Origin of the sequence: Acinetobacter sp. ME22, from assembly GCF_022012315.1 — a bacterium.
In the GTDB taxonomy this organism is placed as follows: Bacteria; Pseudomonadota; Gammaproteobacteria; order Pseudomonadales; family Moraxellaceae; genus Acinetobacter; species Acinetobacter brisouii_A.
Genome location: NZ_JAKLTL010000007.1, coordinates 103,510 through 123,088, shown reverse-complemented (window position 1 = coordinate 123,088; position 19,579 = coordinate 103,510). Strand labels below are relative to the sequence as shown.

The window sequence follows — 19,579 nt, the reverse complement described above, 5'->3', positions numbered from 1 at the left end:
AATAGATTAAGTTAACTGAGCAGCAGCAATTTTCTTAGTATCTACAGAACCCGCAGCATTTGTATAGTCTTCGATTTTGTCGAAGCTTAAATACTTGTAGATGTCAGCAGACATGCTGTCGATTTGATCAGCATATTCTTGGTATTCAGCAGGCGTTGGTAATTTACCAAGTACCGCAGCAACAGAAGCAAGCTCAGCAGAAGCAAGGTAAACGTTCGCACCTTGACCCAAACGGTTCGGGAAGTTACGAGTAGATGTAGACACAACAGTTGTGTTTGGCGCTACACGTGCTTGGTTACCCATACAAAGTGAACAACCTGGCATTTCTGTACGCGCACCAGCTTTACCATAAGTATTATAGAAGCCTTCTTCCATCAATTGATGCTCGTCCATACGCGTTGGTGGAGCCAACCATAAACGAGTAGACAATGAACCGCTTGGTACTTTATCAAGTAATTTACCAGCTGCACGGAAGTGACCAATATTCGTCATACAAGAACCGATGAATACTTCATCAATTTTTGCACCTTGAACGTCAGAAAGAAGTTTTGCATCATCTGGATCGTTCGGGCAGCAAAGTACTGGTTCAGTAATTGTAGCAAGGTCGATTTCGTACACTTTCGTGTATTCAGCATCAGCATCAGCTTTAAGAAGTGATGGATTAGCCAACCATTTTTCCATGTTCTCAACACGGCGTGCCATAGTACGAGCATCGCCATAGCCTTGTGAAATCATCCACTTAAGCATTGTGATGTTAGAACGTAGGTATTCAGCAACTTTCTCTTCAGAAAGCGTAATCGCACAACCCGCAGCAGAACGTTCAGCAGAAGCATCAGAAAGTTCGAATGCTTGCTCAACAGTCAAGTCAGTTTCCATTTCTGTTAAGTCGATTTCTAGGATACGACCAGAGAAGATGTTTTTCTTACCTTTCTTCTCTACAGTTAAGTCGCCTTCTTGGATCGCAACATAAGGAATTGCATGTACGAGGTCACGTAAAGTGATACCAGGTTGCATTTTACCTTTGAACTTCACAAGAACTGACTCAGGCATGTCAAGCGGCATAACGCCAGTTGCCGCAGCGAACGCTACAAGACCAGAACCCGCTGGGAATGAAATACCAATTGGGAAACGAGTATGTGAGTCACCACCAGTACCAACAGTATCTGGAAGAAGCATACGGTTTAACCAAGAGTGGATAATACCGTCACCTGGACGTAAAGAAACACCACCACGGTTCATGATGAAGTCAGGAAGCGTGTGTTGCATTTGTACGTCAACTGGTTTTGGATAAGCCGCAGTGTGACAGAAAGACTGCATGACTAAGTCAGCAGAGAAGCCCAAGCAAGCCAAGTCTTTTAATTCGTCACGCGTCATAGGACCAGTGGTATCTTGAGAACCTACAGTTGTCATTTTAGGTTCGCAGTAAGTACCTGGAATGACACCTTGACCTTCTGGAAGACCACAAGCACGACCAACCATTTTCTGAGCTAAAGTGAAGCCTTTGCCAGTTGCAGCAGGTTGTACTGGAGTACGGAACAATGTAGATGGAGCAAGACCTAAAGCTTCACGCGCTTTAGCAGTCAAACCACGACCAACGATCAAGTTAATACGACCGCCAGCACGTACTTCGTCTAGAAGAACTGGAGTTTTAAGTTCAGATTCAGCAATTTGTTCGCCGTTTTTGAACGCAGTGACTTTAGCCGCAGCATGGTCGATCTTAAGAACGATTTCGTCGCCCATGTTCATGTTCGCAACATCAATCTCTACAGGTAACGCACCAGCGTCTTCCATAGTGTTGAAGAAAATCGGAGCGATTTTAGAACCTAAGCAGTAACCACCGTCTTTTTTGTTCGGAATGTGCGCGATTTCGTCACCGAAGAACCAAAGCACAGAGTTAGTTGCAGATTTACGAGAAGAACCTGTACCAACAACGTCACCCACGTAAGCAACTTGGTTGCCTTTCGCGATCAATTCTTTGATTTGGCTTAATGGACCAACTTCACCTGGTTTTTCAGGGTTAATGCCATCACGTTCGTTTTTAAGCATTGCATTTGCGTGCAATGGAATGTCTGGACGGCTCCAAGCGTCTTGTGCAGGTGACAAGTCGTCTGTGTTAGTTTCGCCAGTAACTTTGAATACTGTAAGTTTGATTTCTTCAGGAACGTCTTTACGGCTAGTGAACCATTCAGCATCAGCCCAAGATTGAAGAACTGCTTGTGCATTTGCATTGCCTGCTTTCGCTTTGTCAGCAACGTCATGGAATGCATCAAATACAAGTAATGTTTTTTTCAATGCGTCAGCAGCTAAGCTTGCCAATTCAGCATCGTCTAAAAGTTCAACTAAAGGCGCAACGTTATAACCACCAAGCATAGTACCTAGTAAGTAAACCGCACGTTCTTTAGAAACAAGTGGAGAAGTCGCTTCGCCCTTTGCAAGAGCTGCCAAGAAAGCCGCTTTTACATAAGCTGCTTGGTCAACACCTGCTGGAACGCGATTTTCAAGCAAGTCAACTAGAAACGCTTCTTCACCTGCTGGCGGATTTTTTAATAATTCAACTAATGCAGCAGTTTGAGCGTCATCAAGTGGCTTCGGTGGGACTCCGAGTGCGGCACGTTCTTCAACGTGTTGGCGGTAAGCTTCTAGCACGGTGTTATTCCTCTTTTTTAAAAAATTACTTATGAATTCCAGCTTTTCCTAAAGCTTCATAAGTAATATGGACAGCAAAATTCTACTAAACTTCCTGTAAAAAGTTAATGCAGACAGCCTATTAGTTTTTAATGGTCATTATTTTCTGACGAAATAGTACAGTCAAAAAAACCTAAATGGCAAATTTCCTGCTTAACGCTTTATCTTTCGCATGACTTCTATGATTCAATCCTTGAGAAATCACGTAAAAACATCAGGATATTGGCAGATTCCCGATCTATCACCTATTCCACCTTAGTGGAAAAAAATGACAAATTTAAATCTTTTCACAGATGATTCACATTGGCTCATGATAATTTTTATCATTAACCAAGGCGTATTTGGTATTCAACAGAAAAATAATCCTCAATATCCACAGTTTTCTATGAATTTCTTGGATTATTTATTTTGGGCAGCTTGTTTCAAACACTCCTGATCACGTCCTTTACTAAAGTCATCGAGTGCTTTTTGTCGTTGATCACTATTTTCATAAATAGGCACTTTATAGGCTTCTTTGATCAAAGATTGCAAATAAACTTGGGCATGCTGATCAGGAATTTTTTTCGCATGCTCTAAAGCATCGGCTTCTTTCACACCTTGCTGACGGTCGGTCATGATATTGGCAGCAGCACTTGGAATAACTGAACAAAAATTGTGCCATGCTTCTTGAGGAGATAATTCTTTGGGTTTACTACAACCCGCCAAAGCCACTGCCGAGATCACCAATAGCAAAATCTTGTTCATTCAATACTCCAAAATAAAAAATTAAAAACGCCAATTATAGAAAAAGTCTATGGCTCGTTCTGTGGACTGACTCGCTTCTAAGTATAAACGTTTATTCATTTGATAACGCAATGTCAGTTTATTGACGTTACTGAAAACACCAACCCCATAACGCAAATACAAATCTGGGGTGAGATATCCTGTAACACTGAGTTGTGTATCATCACCAGTTCCTTCAGCATCTAATGCCAATCCGCTTAAACCAAAAGTACGACCAATCTGATTGGTAAAGGCACGTGTGCCACCTAACCCCAAACTAATTCCTGCAGCAGCTAGGGTATTGTTAACATCGGATTTGAAGCTTGCTGTTTGACTTAAACTGCTACTTCCTTCATTGATTCGCCCAGAAAGCAATGCATTCAGGGCTTCCTGTTCAGACAAACCGCCATCATTATACACTTGAATATTTGGAGAAGATGCTGTTCCTGTAATCCTGACACCAACGATCGTTCCTGAAATATTCTTGGTGGTATCTATATCCAAAGTTGGATTACCCACTGGTCCATTAAAACGTGCAATCGCACGATTTAAATCGAGTGTTTGCCCATAAGGTTCTATTTTCACTTTTTGACTGACACCAATCGCACCATTTGCACTCATCGCAGTTTCCAGTCCACGCTGCGTCAAAAATAAACGACCCACCAATGGAATACGACTATTGAAGCCTTGGAAAATAACTTTACTTCCTAAACTCAAATCAATATCTGCCTGAATATTCCACGGTTTAGACTGACGTAATACCTGTAAAGCATCCTGTCCTGCTTTAAGCACCCGAACGTCTGAGGATACATTGACCACATTGGCACTCGACTCAGGCATATTGATTAAAGCTCTTGGGATTTCAATTGAGCCTTTGACGCTGACATTTTTCTTTAGAGGTAAAATATCAAGCGCCATATTGGTATTCATGACAGCCGTCACTAATGGTGCTTGTCGGATCAGGAGGTTATCGCCCTTGAGATTGAGTTGGACACGAGGTTCACCTGCCCAGTCAATTTGACCATCAAGCTTGCCAATGCCTTTACCACTGTTAAAACCACCCTGAATCGTTGCATGATTCTCACGGATTGCTGAATACACTTGAATATTTTGAATATTCAGTGGAACAGAAACCAAACTCAGTGCGCCATCTTTTAAACGCAAATCACCCGTAATCAATGGCTTGCTCAACGTCCCATTAATTTTACCCGCAAAAGCCAATGTCCCTGCAATTGAGCGAATATCTTGTACAAACGGTTTAAGGAATTTGAGATCTACACGGTCAAATGCAACTTCTCCTTGCATCGGTAAAGCATCGTTATACGGATTGATAACCACATTGGCATAACCTGTCCCGATATTTTCAGTTTTGACATCTAAACGCAATAACAAGCCTTGTGACACACTTTTGGCAATCAAGCTCAGTTGTTGATAACTGGTGGTGGTATCAGGATCATCAGGATCGTCTGCTGTCACACCAATTTGACCATTTTGAGTGATCAATTTAGCATCAATATTTGGACGCTGACCTTGTGCCCAAGATGCTTTGGCATAACCATTGAGCTGACCTGTCATCGCAAAGCCATCTGGCATAAATGCAGTAAAATCACTTAAATCCAGATTACTTGCTATAAATGAAACATTACCAGCGTTTGGACTCACCTGAATCGGTTGATCAAAACATAATTGGCTTTGTTTACTACTCCAACAGTGCTGTCCAATATATAACTGTTGATTTGCACTACGATAAATTACATTGGCATTTTGTTGCTGAGTCAACACTGCGCGGACAGAGTCAAATACACCTTTTTGAATTTGCCCTGTCCAATCATTATTGGAATTGAATCCACCCGCAAGCTGTACATAAAATTTTGAGTAGTTGTTCCAACCTTGCAACTGCAAAATATGGGCTTTACGTGTACCTGCAACAGTGACCGCACCATATTGAATTTGTCGGTTGCCACGGCGTAAATTGGTCATTTCTGCCTTCAACATACTTGGTGTAGTCTCTGATGTCGGCAACTCACCACGTATGCGTAATTTCTGAATACTCAACAAATCTTTAAAGGCAAAATTGTCTACAGCAAGGTTTGCTGTTGCTTTAAGACGTGGTTGGGTTTGCATATCAAGATAACCATATGCTCGCCCTCGCAACCCTGAGTAAATAGCATACAACGCAGGTGCATTGATCTGAAGGCGTAAACTCTGTGCATTGCCTGTCGCTTGCACTTGATTCCCTGCATAAGCTAAAAACAGGTTATTGGCTTCAAACTGCTGTGGCACGAACCCTTTTTGATGACTATTAATCACCACAGCCAAGTTGCCTTTACCACGAATCACTTGACGGTTAATTACTCCAGCCAAGTTAAGCTGCTGAATACTAATTCGTTTTAGCGCATCCGACCATAAACCTTCAGTCTTGACAACCCCTGAAATTTCACCATTTGCACCACTCACAAAATACTGTGGTTTAAAGCGTACTAAGGCAGCATTTAGCTTCCATGCAATTCCATTTTTCAAGCTGACCAAACCATCTGCCAAGATTTTTCCTGCTGCACCATCATGGCTTAAACGGGCAATTTTAATAAAATCAGATGTTCCTGACAGATTGAGTTGCAGTGCTCCTGCGCTATTTGGCACACGGCTAGACTGTAAAGCACCGTTATAACGAACGGCATAGCCTTTTAAACCGCCCCCTGATTGATCATTATTTAAAATAACGGCGACTGTTGATGTTCCTGTCAAATGTACAGTGTCATTGCCCTGACCTGCCAAATGCCCTGTCAGGTCAATTCCCTTGAACTGCATAATATGCTGATTTTTATTGGCATAACCTGTTGCACTCAACTGACCATTCAGCAAGTCAACTGGCGCAGCATCGAGTACAGTTTGTGGATTGAAATGGTTGGCGGTGAGTGCTGCATTCCATTTTAACTGACGCTTTTCTGTTGGTAGTTGTAATACAGCATGTCCAGTCAAGCCACCCTCTGGGGTGATATATTTAAACTCAGAAATATTCAAATCCTGATTTTTTAAATTAATTTTTGCCAAATATTGTCCCGTTGGTAATAAACCTTTTGGATTTTTGGTCACTTGTGTTGAAACTTGAATATTTTCCTGAGCCTGTTGCAGATTTAAATTGACCTGACCCGATGCACTATCTAACCAACCAATATAGGGCAGTTCACGATGAATGTTTTGCCAAGCCAGATTCAAGAACATCGGTTGTACTTTTTTATTTTTCTCAGGCGCTTGGTCTAGCTTTAATTTCCATGTTTCATACTGATCAAAAGCGACAGATGCATTGACATGTAAACCTTTTTCCAAAGTTCCTGTTGATGCCAGTGTGCCATTTAAATTAGGGGGTAGAAAATCACGAATACTCGCAGGTACCAGCTTATCTTTAGGTTGCATCCCTTGCATATGTCCCTGAGCTTCCCAACGTACAGCATGCTGCCAATTCACCAAACCTGTTGCCTGCACCTGACCTTGCATGACTTGACCCGTAAATTTACTGATATTCAATTGATGAATATAGTCAGTAAACATCTCCGCTTGGTAATTACCTTCAGGAATATCTTTTCCTCGCAGATCGGTACTGACACGAATATTCATTCCCGATGAAGTACCATCGACTTTTGCAACACCTGATTTTGACCAAAGTTTCTGAGCGGTCATTAACGGCCAGTAATAGTGCTTAAAATTAGCCTGCCCACGCATAGGCACATGCGCACGCAAGGGTTGAATAATCATTCGCGCAGAAAGCAAGTCAGGAGTACGAGTGGCGGCACCTGCTGTAATCGTGTCAAGTGTTCCACCTGCTTTTACCGTAATATCACGGATATTTAGTGCATGTAATGCAGGAATATTGAGCGTTCCTGTCGCTTCTAAAGGGTATTTCTGTTCAAATTTCATCTGCCCTGAAGCATTTTTGACATTTAAATACCCCATATCAAAGCGTGAATTTTTAAATTTTAATTCAGTCCCTGACCATAATGCTTTTTGTAATGCTAAGTTATAAAAATCAACTTTTGTTGTTCGAACACGAATCTGTAAATGATCTAAGGTTGCCTGATCTAAACGTAAGGTAAAGGGCAATTTAATTTGATTAAATTTAAATGGTTCATTGCTTGGCGGCTTATTATCAATAATTTCCAAAGATTGCACATCGGCATGACTAAAATGTAGCTCTTTTTGTACAATCGCCCGCCAACCGATCACAACTTTAGCACGTTTGACTTTTACCTCAATACCGCTAACTCGAATATCGAGTTTACCTAAAGTTAATCCGCGTAAAAAATTACCACCCTCATATTCATAACTGATCATATTTTGGCTTTGCAACACACGATCAAGCAAAAAACGGCTTCCTCGATCTGTTGAAACCATCATCGCTAAAGCAACCACCAAGAGCAACAATATGCCTAAAAATGTCAGTGCAATCGTGCGTCCAATACGGCGTTTATTTACAATAAGTTCAGATTGTGGTTGCGGCTGTTGTTGATCAGTCATGGGTGTTGAGAAACCTTATTGTAATTGTGAGCCAATAAAGAAGTGTAATCGGATCGGATGATTTGGATCTGAAATTCCAGAAGCCACATCTAGACGAATCGGGCCAATCGGTGACTGCCAACGAATCCCCAAACCTACGCTATATGCAGTTGAGTTGGAAAAATTTTTATCGTAAGCATTACCCACATCGGAGAAAATTGCAGCACGCCACCCTTCTTTAAACTGATAGTTATATTCTAAAGAACCTACAGCCAAAGCCTGCCCACCAATTTTATAACCGTCCTCTGTAGGTGAAAGGCTCTTATAGTCAAAGCCTCGAATACTTTGATCCCCACCAGCAAAGAAGCGTAAGTTATATGGGACATTGGCAAAATCATCAGTAAAAATATAACCAAATTGCAAACTGGCAACGAATTGATGATCATAATTCTTACCTAACGAATACATCGCATTCCAGTCTGCATTGACAATTGCCATATTGGCATCAGACATAGCTGATTTTGAGCCTAACTGAATTTTATAACTCTGTTTAAGACCTTTGGTTGGGTTAACTGGATTATTACTATCTGTCCGTGCAATTTGATATCCGAATAACAACGCTTGCTGTTGAGGGTTTGAACCAGGTTTTAAGAAAGCATCTGGGACATCAGCACTATCAACCTCTCCAATTTGATGAATTTGGTCTAAACGATAGCGGAAACCATAAGTTTGCTGCCAATTCCCCAAAGGATTTTTGATTAAATGTTCTGCACCAACAACAGCCGATTCTGTCGTCAAACTCATGCCAGGGCCAACACCATCAAATTTCTCACGTTCATAACCACCAACCAAGCTGAAATAATCATTGAGCGGGTCTTTATTCGGAATACTATAACGAGCATCAACTGCTTGACGAATTTGAGAAACTTCCATGTTGGCATCAAAAGAATGCCCTGAGCTATTGACAATCGCACGGCGGTATTGCGCACGAATACGTGGGCCTGTATCAGTTCCCCAACCTAAACCAAGTTCAGCATTATTAAGCTTATCGGCATTTAAAGTCACAATGACAGGGACTTTTTTCTCTGCTCGCGCCTGCTCTTGTAACTGTTCCTTCTCCGTTTTTTTCTCTGCTTGTTGTGCCTTGGTTTCTAGACCTTCCACTTTGGTATTTTGATCAGCGCCCGCAAACTGGTTTTCATCCACAACACTTTGTGTGACTTCCCGATCCGAATAATTCGCTCGCTTGCTATTTGCATCCTGCGATTGTTGAACAGCGGTAGTTTCTTGCAGTTTTTGCTCATCCACCAATTTTTGAATATCAGGCGCAAGTTCTAATGACTTAATTATTGGGTCAGGCTTAATCGTATCAACCAAACTCCAGTTAAAATAACGAGAGTTCGTTAAATTGTTGGCTAAAGTATTAACACGCCAAAAGGTATAATCATCCCCATCTTTCCACGGCACCATACTTTGTAAAACTTTGAGTTTCAATGGAAGTGGTTTCGATGGATCACTCATTCGAAATTCGACATTGGCTAATTTATAACGCTCGCCCGTTTCATAACGTAAATTAATATCTGCTTTATTGTCAGGCAATTGCACTTTTACATCATGCAAGCGCCAATATGCATCAAAGAAACCATTTTCAGTAGCAGCTGTGGTAATCCGTGTTTTGGTCTGTTCATACAAACCATGATTTAAAATGCTCCCCACATCCAAATCAGGAATTAAACGAATAACTTGGAATTGCGGGCTTTTTGCGCCAGCACCTGAAAATTCAATATTTTGTGTTTCAACTTTCACAGGGTCATTTGGTGTGACCTGCACAGCAACCTGATCACTGCCTGTCTTACTAAATTTAAACTGTGCATTGTAATAACCCACAGCTTGAGCTGCTTGCGTTGTCATTGTACGAAGTTGTGGTAATGCTGGGTTATAGTCAGAAAATGATTCTGTGGTAAAACTAGAAAGTTTATTTTTAATATTCTCTTGTAATTCTTTTGGTGCACCTGTGACTGTCACCGATATTTTAGGAACACTGACCGCGTTGAGATCTTTTTTAGGCTTAATTTTAGCTACTGCTTTTTGCAAAAAACTTTTAGGTTTTTCTTGAGTCTTTGCTGTAGACAATTCAAACGTATTGTCATTGCTATCTGATCCTGAAGATGTTCCCGCGGTCACGGTTGTATTTTGGTCAGTTTGAATTTGGCTCATTAATTGATCCACATTCACAGGTGATTGCTGTAATCCAGCAACCTGCTGAGCGGTTTGGGTCGTCGTGCTCGTCACAGGAATTGCAGTGGTTGGGCGACTATTTTGTGCCTCTTGTTTGGCTTGCTCAGCTTCACGCTCAATCTCATTTGCCATGCTAGGATCAATACGACTTTCAGGCATTTGCTCAAGATCATCAAAACTAATCGGTTTAAAATCACTGATCTGTTGGTTTTGTTGCTGCTGTTGCAACATTTGCAGACTGTCATCTGTCCCTACAGCAGTAGATGACGGCGTAACTGACGAAGCTTGCCCTTTAGAACTATTTGATACAGCGCTTGTGTCAGATGCATTTTCTGTAGTTAAAGTGTCTTCAGCCCACAGTTGTTGCTGACAAACACCACACACTAAACTTACACATACCCATTTAGGAATCTGGTTTATTTTTAAAATCATCTGTAGATGTTTGACCAAAATGGTCTTTGGGAAATGTGCGTAAACATGCATAAAAACAACAACCATTGTTATTTTAAAGATGAATTTTGACTTAAACAATTTTAATGCCAAGCTTGTCAGTATCATACATGATTTTATTTATGAGATACTCTTCACTAACAATTCTTCATTAAATTAGAGTGCAGAACGCATGGAAAAACCACAAAACTTGCTGACTTCACGTCGTTTTCTCCCCATGTTTCTGACCCAGTTCTTTGGTGCACTCAATGATAATGTCTACAAACAGTCATTATTGCTGGTGATTACCTACGGGCTCATTCAGCATAATTCTGGCAATGTCAGTACACTCAATAACTTGGCTGCATTGTTATTTATTGCGCCTTATTTTGTATTTTCTGCAACAGCAGGACAAATTGCGGATAAGTTTGAGCGCTCCCAACTGGTTCGCGGCATTAAGATTTTAGAACTAATCATTATGTCGATTGGGAGTCTAGGTTTTATGCTTGGACAAATTTGGTTACTGCTTTTTGCTCTATTTTTAATGGGGGTTCATTCGACTTTTTTTGGCCCCATCAAATATGCCATCTTGCCAGAAATCTTAAAACCCAATGAACTGATGTCAGGCAATGCACTTTTCCAGACAGGAACATCATTAGCAATTTTATTTGGCATGATTTTAGGTGGCGCTGTGATTTCAATTTCACATAGCAGCCTGATTTGGGTCTGTGTCACCGTGTTAATTATTGCTGGCTTAGGCTATTTTTCCAGTCGTTTTATTCTCACCCAACGTATCAGTGCACCTGATTTAGAAATAGACTGGAATTTTTTTCGTACCAGTTGGCAAACCATCCAATACGCCAAAAACATCCCGATTATTTTTTTAATCTTGATGGGAAATTCTTGGTACTGGTTTTATGGTGCATCCTATCTGACACAAATTCCAGAACTTACTCATCAATATTTACATGCTTCTGAAAATGTCGTGAGCTTACTGTTGACTTTCTTTTCTGTGGGCATTGGTATTGGTTCTCTACTCTGCCGTAAAATTGGGGGAGCAGAAATTAATATTAAAATGGTTCCGATTGGCGCTGTCGGCTTAACAATCTTTGCCTTCTACTTAGCATGGGCAATGTATCAAGTACCAAGTCATGACAATTTATTGGGTCTAAAAGACATGTTTACTCAGGGTTTAGCTTACTATCATGTGATGCTGTCCATCATTATGCTCGGCATTAGTGGCGGATTTTACATCGTTCCGCTATATGCCATGATGCAAGCTTATTCGCCTGCTTCACATCGCGCACGAGTCGTTGCTGCAAATAATATCTTTAATGCAATTTTTATGGTGGCTTCCGCCATCTTCTCGATTTTAATTTTGAGTGTTTTCAAACTGGATATGCAAATTTTATTCTGCATGACCGCCATATTTAGTGCTATCTTCTGCATGGGTTTATTATTGAAATTAAAACCATTACTAGATCGCACACACAATGCTTTAGAGGATTAAGTTATGCGTCATTATTCAGGCATTGATCGTCTTATTCAGTCTTTTGACCAAGGTTTACGCAGTTTAGTGCCTGGGGCAACCTCAGCTCATCGAGAGAATCCAGCACAAACCACATCTGCCCCCTTGTCCGTCAGTGAAGCTCGCCATGTTGCAGGCTTAATGCGCGTCAATCACAGTGGCGAGGTTTGTGCTCAAGCGCTGTATCATGGACAAGCGTTAACCGCAAAACTTCCCAATGTCCGCCGTGAAATGGAACAGGCAGCCATTGAAGAACAAGACCACTTGGCTTGGTGTGAAGACCGTTTAAAAGAACTAGATAGTGTTCCAAGTATTTTAAACCCTGTTTGGTATGGACTTTCTTTTGCAATGGGTGCAGCCGCAGGCATTGCAGGAGATCAATACAGTCTTGGTTTTGTTGCAGAAACCGAACGTCAAGTCAGCTTGCATCTCAATGATCACTTAAGCCAACTGCCTCAGCAAGATGATCGTTCCCGTAAAATCTTAGAACAAATGAATGAAGATGAATTACATCATCGGGATACAGCATTGCATGCAGGCGGTGTTGATTTGCCATTTCCTGTGCGGATCACCATGACAGCGATTTCCAAGCTGATGACTAAGACCAGTTATTATATTTAATAAGTATCGAAGTGATCTGCTTTATGACAGATCACTTCGATAGATCAAATTCCAAAATCAGAAATCACATCACCCTGATAATTTTCTATAAATTGTTCAGGTTTATGAAGAGTAATATTTAGACCTGTCGTTTGAGGTCGTGTACTAAACCATAAGCATTCAACTTCAATTCGTGGTTTACCCTTATAAGTAGAATACGGATTATCAACATCAGCAAGCATAAAATAGCCACTTATATCTGCATTACGATATTCACCACTCTCAATATAAATAATCTTACGATTTGAAGGCGCTTTTAGATAAGCTACTGGCTTCGCATTAGAATATGTATTTCTACTCCATTCTTTAGTTGGAATAAGAGTTTTATATTCTGTATATTTTCTTGGCATATCAATCCTCTTAGTTTTTTAAAAAATCATTTATATTTATTCAAGCAAATCTTGTAATCTACAAACGTATACTTCGTTTGACATAAAAAAGCCAAGTTTAAACTTGGCTTTTGATTTTATGATGTAACAACTGCACGCTCAGGCTTTTTTAAAGCTAAACGTATCTTTGGGTAATCCACCTGTTCTGAATAAACAAAATCATCCGAGGCAATCAGTTCATACATCGGAATTTTGACATCGAGTGCAAAAGGCAGTTTCTTCTGATTCAGCTGTAAATCAGATAAATTTTGCCCAAAAGCAATCAGGTCGATATCCAATGAAATTTTATGAGATGGACGTACTCGTCCCGCCTGATGCTCCAAATCTTTTAAGAGATCTAACATTTCAGGACTAGATAAGTGGCTACGCAGCACACAAGCACAGTTTAAGTAATCTGCACCCACCCCATCCCGACATGGAATCTGATAAACATGTGACAGCTCTAGCGGTCCTAAAGTCGCTAATTGCTGAATTGCCCAAGCCAAATGCGGCTCAGGCTCAAAATTACTCGCCAGTGCGAGCGCAAAAATCGTTTCGTTGGCGTTCAAGACGAATTCCTACAGAATTGGCTTGCGCGATAATCGCAGGCTTACGAATAGTGAGTGTAATGGTCTCAATTCCATCAAACTCTTGAAACAAGCGCTGCATCACAAGCTGCGCGGCATGCTCAATTAATTTGGGTTGAGCCGTCTGAATGACTTCAGCACTCAATTCGCAAATTTGAGCATAGTTAATGGTATCTTGCAAATCATCGGATTGTGCCGCTTTAGACAAATCATGCTGAATTGTTAAATCCAACATGAGTGGTTGATGAATTTGACGCTCCCACGCAAAACATCCCACCACAGTATCCACTTTTAAGCCTTCAATAATAATGGCATCCATACATTTTCCAACCATTAATGTTTCAGCACAGGGGTATCAAGGCTTTGAACCATATGCAAACGCTGGTCTGCATAAATGTCGGTATACGGCGCAAGTACACGCATAAAACGGTCAAAATACAGCATTTGCTTAAACAGTAAAGCAAAATCTCTTGGGAAATGAATGCCATGACGTTCACCAATCGACACCATATCGAGCATGATGTCATTGAGATCGGCTGGATTACTTGACAGGATTTTTTGCGGATCTGTCAAAATGACACCGCTAAATAATCGCTCAATATCTTTCGCCAAAATTGCGGTATCGACTGAAGTATTGGTCATTCCCATTTTCAGCATATTTTCAGCCATTGCCTGATAATCAGTGTGCTGCAAAGCATCCATAAATGCCATACACGCTGTCCAAACCTGAGGATTTAACTGACCAACAATGCCAAAATCAATAAAGCCCACTCGACCATCTTCAAGCAACATTAAATTGCCTGCGTGCAAATCTGCATGAAAGCTTTTACACATCATCAAACTACCAAACCATGTATTCATGGCAGTAATCAACACTTGAGATGGATCTTTAGCATAATGCTTGACCACATCAAAATCAGTTAATGGCACACCATACAAACGCTGCATGGTCAGCACACGGCGTGTCGAATACTGATGGTAGACTTTCGGTGCTGTTGCTGCTTGATTATGCGTTGCATTGAGATAATCCACAAAATCATCGAGATTTTGCGCTTCTTCAATAAAATCAACTTCACGCACCATACGAGTTTTAATTTCTTCAACAATATCCGCCAGTGATGCAAATTTCACTTTAGGAACTGCTTTTTCTAAAATTTTGGTTGCCCAGTGCAACACACTTAAGTCGGTGTACAAAATGGTTTCAACACCAGGTTTTTGGACTTTAATGACAACATCTTCACCACTGACCAATTTTGCAGCATGCACCTGTGCGATTGAGGCGGATGCAAGTGGAATTTCTTCAATAGAGGCAAAAATGTCATGAAGATTTTTACCTGCAAATTCTTGTTGCAGTACTTCTTCAATATAGCTAAATGGAAGCTTCGGTGTCTGGTCTAAACAGCCCTGAAACTCTTCCACGAATTCACGTGGAAATAAGGATGGTGTACTGGCAATAAACTGCCCGAGCTTAATATACGTCGAACCTAACTCTTCAAAAGTTTCGCGCATCAGCTTAGCATTACTTGGTTTTACAGTTGCGTATTTATAGCCTGCTTTGGCAGCAACAACTGCCGTTTCCCCCATACGGGCGACAGAGCGTAAACCATCAACCAAAATATTTTTTTTCATAAGCAATCATGCCAATTCAAATCTAAAACTAGTGTAGCAAAAAAAACTTTCTGTCATGCAGTTCTTGCCTGACAGTTTGGACAATTTATATCTTTATCAAATTTAACAATGCGTTGCTGCATGGTCAAACCATTCCAAAGTAACAATTTTTGTTTCAATGGCGTCAAATTTAAACCTAAGTACAACAAGGCATGATGCGCCTGTAAGCTCGCCATCACATTCGGTGTCGTTGCAAGCACACCAGAATTGGCACAGCGCAAACTTTCATCCTGACTTTCAGCTTTTGGAAAAATACATTCATAACAAGCAGAATCTGGCATCACCATAAACAGTTGCCCTTCATAAGCAATCGCGGAGGCACTAATTAAAGGAACAGCCTGTTGCGTACACACCTGATTCACCAAATAGCGTGTGATAAATTGATCACAGCCATCGAGCACCAAATCCTGTGCTGCAATAAAATCTGCCGCATTGTCTTCCGTCAGACGAATATTGTGTGCTTCAACACAAATATGTGGATTAATCTGCTTTAATCGTTTTGCCAAAGTTTCCGCTTTATAAAATCCGATATCTTGTGGTTGAAATGCAACTTGGCGTTGCAAATTACTGGTTTCAATCTGATCGCCATCTAAAATCGTGATCTTGCCCACACCAGCACGAGTCAATAGCTCGGCAGTTAAACAACCCAGTCCACCAGCCCCAATCAGCAGAACATTGGCAAGTTTGAGTTTTTCCTGTGCATCAATATCCCAACCCTCTAATAAGATTTGTCGGCTATAGAAATGCATTTCATCATCACTGAGTTGTTGCCAAATATCAGTTTGTTGATCCATCACGGACAATCCAATTTATATTGCTGAAAAACAGAGGGCTAAGTGTAGCGTGTTTAGAAAAAAAATAGCATTACTCTTTGCAAATGAACATGAGAATAGGCAGTTAATAGCCCCTTCATTGATCACAATTTTGGCTCTTTCATTCACAGTAAAAACAGTGTAAAACATGCCTTTAAGTCTTGGTTTCCGATTTATGTCTTTCCATCTTTGGCTATCTTTCTTTGCTGCTTGCTGGGTAATTAGCTTATTTCCGGGTGCGGGTGCAATTGCATCTATGAGCAATGGCTTAAGTCATGGTTTTTTACGCGGGCTTTGGAATATTCTAGGTTTACAGCTCGCGTTAATGCTGCAAATTTTGATTGTAGCCACAGGTTTAGGCATGCTGCTCACCACTTTTCCCATGATTTTTCTTGGGGTGAAATGGCTTGGTGTTTTATATCTGATTTACTTGGCTTATATACAATGGAAAGCACCAGTGAACCAAATCGCCATCAAAACTGATCAACAGCAATTTTCAATCCCACTCGCTGTTTTTAAAGGTTTTCTGATCAACATGAGCAATCCCAAAGCAATTGTGTTCTTTTTGGCAATTTTTACGCAGTTTATTAATCCTCAAGCACCACAATTGAAACAGTATCTGATCATGATGCTGACTATGATTCCAATTGATGTGATTGTCATGCTGGGTTATACAGGTTTGGCATCTAAAGCGTCCAACCTCTTTCAATCGTATAAAAAACTCAAGTTGGTGAATCGTTTTTTTGCATCAATGTATGGTGTCGCTGCCATGCTGTTAAGTCTAGTGCGCCAAAAAATCTAAATTTGACGGGAAGATCTCAGCATGAAGGTATTTTATTGTGAAAATTGCAAACATCAGGTTTTTTTCCAGAATACCGTTTGTCAATATTGCTCAACCGTTTTGGGCTTTCAGCTCAATATGAATCAAATGGGTTCATTTGCTAAAATTGACACACAAACATGGCGCAGCCTAAACCCTGAAGATCCTTATCTTTATTATCGACCTTGTTATAATTATTCGACTCACCAGTCTTGTAACTGGGTTATTCCTGCTGATCAAGATCAGCTCTATTGTGAATCCTGTCAGTTAACACATATTATTCCCGATTTATCTATTGAAAAAAATTTACAGTATTGGCGGCATATTGAATCTGCAAAACGCTATTTTCTTTATCTGACAAAACAACTTGATATCTTTCCAAAACCCAAAAAAGACGAACATGATCGCCTAGGTTTACAGTTTAATTTTCTGATGCCTTATGAAGATCAACCTGTAATGACAGGACATGTAAATGGTGTGATCACCTTAAATGCCAGTGAAGCGGATATCGTGATTCGGGTCAAAACCCGTTTAGATATGGCGGAAAACTATCGGACTTTATTGGGTCATTTCCGTCATGAAAGTGGTCACTATTACTTTGATCTTATGCAGCACTTCTTCCCAGAATGGTTAGAAGAGTTCCGTGAACACTTTGGAGATGAACGTCAAGACTATGCTCAAGCATTAGAAGCTTATTATGAAAATGGCCCTGCCAAAAATTGGTCAGATTTTTATGTTAGTCGTTATGCTTGTGCACATCCTTGGGAAGACTGGGCAGAAACATGGGCACACTACTTACATATGATGGACACACTCGATACGGCTTATCACGCAGGTTTAAAAATGCAGGGGCAACATACCATTGATCCCGATATTAATTTTAAAGAGCCACCGTTGCTATCACATGATTTTGAACAAACTCTAAGCAACTGGTTTGCTTTAACCTATATTTTAAATGGTCTAAATCGCAGTATGGGGCAAGAAGATGCCTACCCATTTACTTTATCAGGTATTGTTTTAAGTAAACTTCACTTTATTCATCGCAGCTTACTTGATATTCATCAGCGGATTATTCACGCACGTTGATGGCAAAAAAAAGCTCGGGGGTTAACCGAGCAAAAACGAACATGACTAGGAAACTATGTATTATTGTACTGATGCACCCCAGTTAAACAACCATGCAGATTGCGCACCTAAGCTATTATCGCCTTGGATTTTCTTTTTCAATTCTGCTGCTGTTTGATAATCATTTGGTCCAACCATCACGCGCACACCTTTAGAAGTCGTGGTTTTCTTGGTTGGATAACCTTTTGCTTTTAATTTCGAAACAATACTGTCTGCATTTGCTTCATTTGCAGCCAATGCTATTTGCACCATCCAAGTACGATCGCCATTTTCCAGTAAACTACGTGCTTCAGCACTGGTTAATTGCTTATTTTTACTTAATACAGGTGCTGTTGCTGCTTCAACTGCACGATCAACATCTTTGGCTTTAACCTGCATTTTTGTATCATTTGGTGTTGCAGCCCATTCTGACCATGGCTTACATACATATACACCTTGTTTTTGAGGCAAGGAAAAACAATACATATTCTCTTTTTCGCTCGATGCTGCGGTGCTATTTACTGAAAAAAGTATTGAAAGCACAGGAATTAGTATTTTTTTCATAAAGTGTTACCTAGTTCACGTTTTCTACTATTATATACAAAAAACTACATTTTAAAAATAATTAAAAACATAATGAAATATTTAATATTATGATTTTGTTTTTTATATATTTTTTAAATACTATTTGGTAAAAAAAGACTCAGATTTTCAATCATTAGTATAAAAAAAAGATCAATTAACCATCAAAAAGCTTAAATTATTGTACTTTTTATATTCATTCTTATAAAAATCACATGCCTTCAATATTAAATAAACTTGAAATAAAAAATAATTCTTTAAATGCTAAACACTTGAATCATATTATAAATACACTAAAAATTATAAAAAATTAACTCTAAAATTATGTGTTTTATTATTTATTTAATCTAAATTTTTGAAATATTTAGTTACAAAATTAACATGTTTTATGAGATAACCATCATTAATCTGTCATGTTGATCAATTTAAAAAAGTTTATAAATACCATAAAAAATACAATAATTTAATTTTAATGTCAGTATTTAGCTTATTTTTTTATTCGATTTAGTCCATATCTGTTAATGACCACCTCTTTATATTTCAAATCTGAGGCTCAACTCAAGATCACTTTTTTCCAAGTTTTCAGCATCGAAATATTTCAAACTTTCCTATCACCACCATGTTTACTCGAAGCATTTTTGGTACTGGACAAAATCATCAAAAAAGAAACAAATAAAATATTAAAAATATCTTAATGATAAAAAACATTATTTAATGAATATTACAACATTTATCAGGTAAAATTGTTTTTTTAGATGCTGCAATTTTTATTTTTATTTTTTGCAAATTTTAACATCTTGTATAATATGAACAAAGGTAAAACAGCCATTTAAACATTATGATGC

Annotated in this window: 14 protein-coding genes; 4 read left to right on the top strand and 10 right to left on the bottom strand. The window is 39.7% G+C overall.

The window, feature by feature from the left end:
• Positions 1-6: 6 nt before the first annotated feature.
• From LVY74_RS11360 to LVY74_RS11345, 4 genes are all read right to left on the bottom strand, one after another.
• Positions 7-2,646: a bifunctional aconitate hydratase 2/2-methylisocitrate dehydratase gene (locus LVY74_RS11360; protein WP_237815156.1), complete on the bottom strand. Its 2,640-nt coding sequence runs from the start codon at positions 2,644-2,646 to the stop codon at positions 7-9.
• A gap of 438 nt (positions 2,647-3,084) precedes the next feature.
• Positions 3,085-3,429 carry a hypothetical protein gene (locus LVY74_RS11355; RefSeq protein ID WP_237815155.1) on the bottom strand — a complete coding sequence of 115 codons (345 nt, stop codon included), beginning with the start codon at positions 3,427-3,429 and terminating at the stop codon, positions 3,085-3,087.
• Positions 3,430-3,450: 21 nt separating this feature from the next.
• Complete coding sequence (locus LVY74_RS11350) at positions 3,451-7,959, bottom strand: translocation/assembly module TamB domain-containing protein (RefSeq protein ID WP_237815154.1); 4,509 nt, start codon at positions 7,957-7,959, stop codon at positions 3,451-3,453.
• 15 nt (positions 7,960-7,974) lie between these two features.
• Positions 7,975-10,659: an autotransporter assembly complex protein TamA gene (locus LVY74_RS11345; RefSeq protein ID WP_237815153.1), complete on the bottom strand. Its 2,685-nt coding sequence runs from the start codon at positions 10,657-10,659 to the stop codon at positions 7,975-7,977.
• Between the two features lie 139 nt (positions 10,660-10,798).
• On the opposite strand from LVY74_RS11345, the gene LVY74_RS11340 reads away from it, so the two are divergent.
• Together LVY74_RS11340 and coq7 are read left to right on the top strand one after the other, a co-directional pair.
• Complete coding sequence (locus tag LVY74_RS11340; protein ID WP_237815152.1) at positions 10,799-12,115, top strand: MFS transporter; 1,317 nt, start codon at positions 10,799-10,801, stop codon at positions 12,113-12,115.
• A gap of 3 nt (positions 12,116-12,118) precedes the next feature.
• A complete protein-coding gene (gene coq7, locus LVY74_RS11335) occupies positions 12,119-12,754 on the top strand; it encodes a 2-polyprenyl-3-methyl-6-methoxy-1,4-benzoquinone monooxygenase (RefSeq protein ID WP_237815151.1) in 636 nt (211 codons plus the stop codon).
• 44 nt (positions 12,755-12,798) lie between these two features.
• On the opposite strand, the gene LVY74_RS11330 is transcribed toward coq7, so the two are convergent.
• From LVY74_RS11330 to LVY74_RS11310, 5 genes are all read right to left on the bottom strand, one after another.
• Entirely contained in the window at positions 12,799-13,143 is a 345-nt protein-coding gene (locus LVY74_RS11330) for a hypothetical protein (RefSeq protein WP_237815150.1), read from the bottom strand.
• Positions 13,144-13,259: 116 nt separating this feature from the next.
• The gene (locus LVY74_RS11325) at positions 13,260-13,730 is read right to left on the bottom strand and encodes a 2-amino-4-hydroxy-6-hydroxymethyldihydropteridine diphosphokinase (protein WP_237815149.1); all 471 of its coding nucleotides are present in this window, start codon (positions 13,728-13,730) and stop codon (positions 13,260-13,262) included.
• The gene (gene folB / locus LVY74_RS11320) at positions 13,687-14,067 is read right to left on the bottom strand and encodes a dihydroneopterin aldolase (RefSeq protein ID WP_111892310.1); all 381 of its coding nucleotides are present in this window, start codon (positions 14,065-14,067) and stop codon (positions 13,687-13,689) included. The genes LVY74_RS11325 and folB overlap by 44 nt, the downstream gene beginning before the upstream one ends.
• Before the next feature lie 14 nt (positions 14,068-14,081).
• Positions 14,082-15,377, bottom strand: coding sequence for an ABC1 kinase family protein (locus tag LVY74_RS11315; protein WP_237815148.1), 1,296 nt, complete (start codon positions 15,375-15,377; stop codon positions 14,082-14,084).
• Between the two features lie 53 nt (positions 15,378-15,430).
• Positions 15,431-16,210, bottom strand: coding sequence for a HesA/MoeB/ThiF family protein (locus LVY74_RS11310; protein ID WP_237815147.1), 780 nt, complete (start codon positions 16,208-16,210; stop codon positions 15,431-15,433).
• A 193-nt stretch (positions 16,211-16,403) separates the two neighbouring features.
• Between LVY74_RS11310 and LVY74_RS11305 the strand changes: the two genes are divergently transcribed.
• Both LVY74_RS11305 and LVY74_RS11300 read left to right on the top strand, forming a co-directional pair.
• Positions 16,404-17,030 carry a LysE family transporter gene (locus LVY74_RS11305; RefSeq protein WP_237815146.1) on the top strand — a complete coding sequence of 209 codons (627 nt, stop codon included), beginning with the start codon at positions 16,404-16,406 and terminating at the stop codon, positions 17,028-17,030.
• Positions 17,031-17,051: 21 nt separating this feature from the next.
• Entirely contained in the window at positions 17,052-18,134 is a 1,083-nt protein-coding gene (locus tag LVY74_RS11300) for a zinc-binding metallopeptidase family protein (protein ID WP_237815145.1), read from the top strand.
• Between the two features lie 60 nt (positions 18,135-18,194).
• On the opposite strand, the gene LVY74_RS11295 is transcribed toward LVY74_RS11300, so the two are convergent.
• A complete protein-coding gene (locus LVY74_RS11295; RefSeq protein WP_237815144.1) occupies positions 18,195-18,716 on the bottom strand; it encodes an SPOR domain-containing protein in 522 nt (173 codons plus the stop codon).
• Positions 18,717-19,579 lie beyond the last annotated feature (863 nt).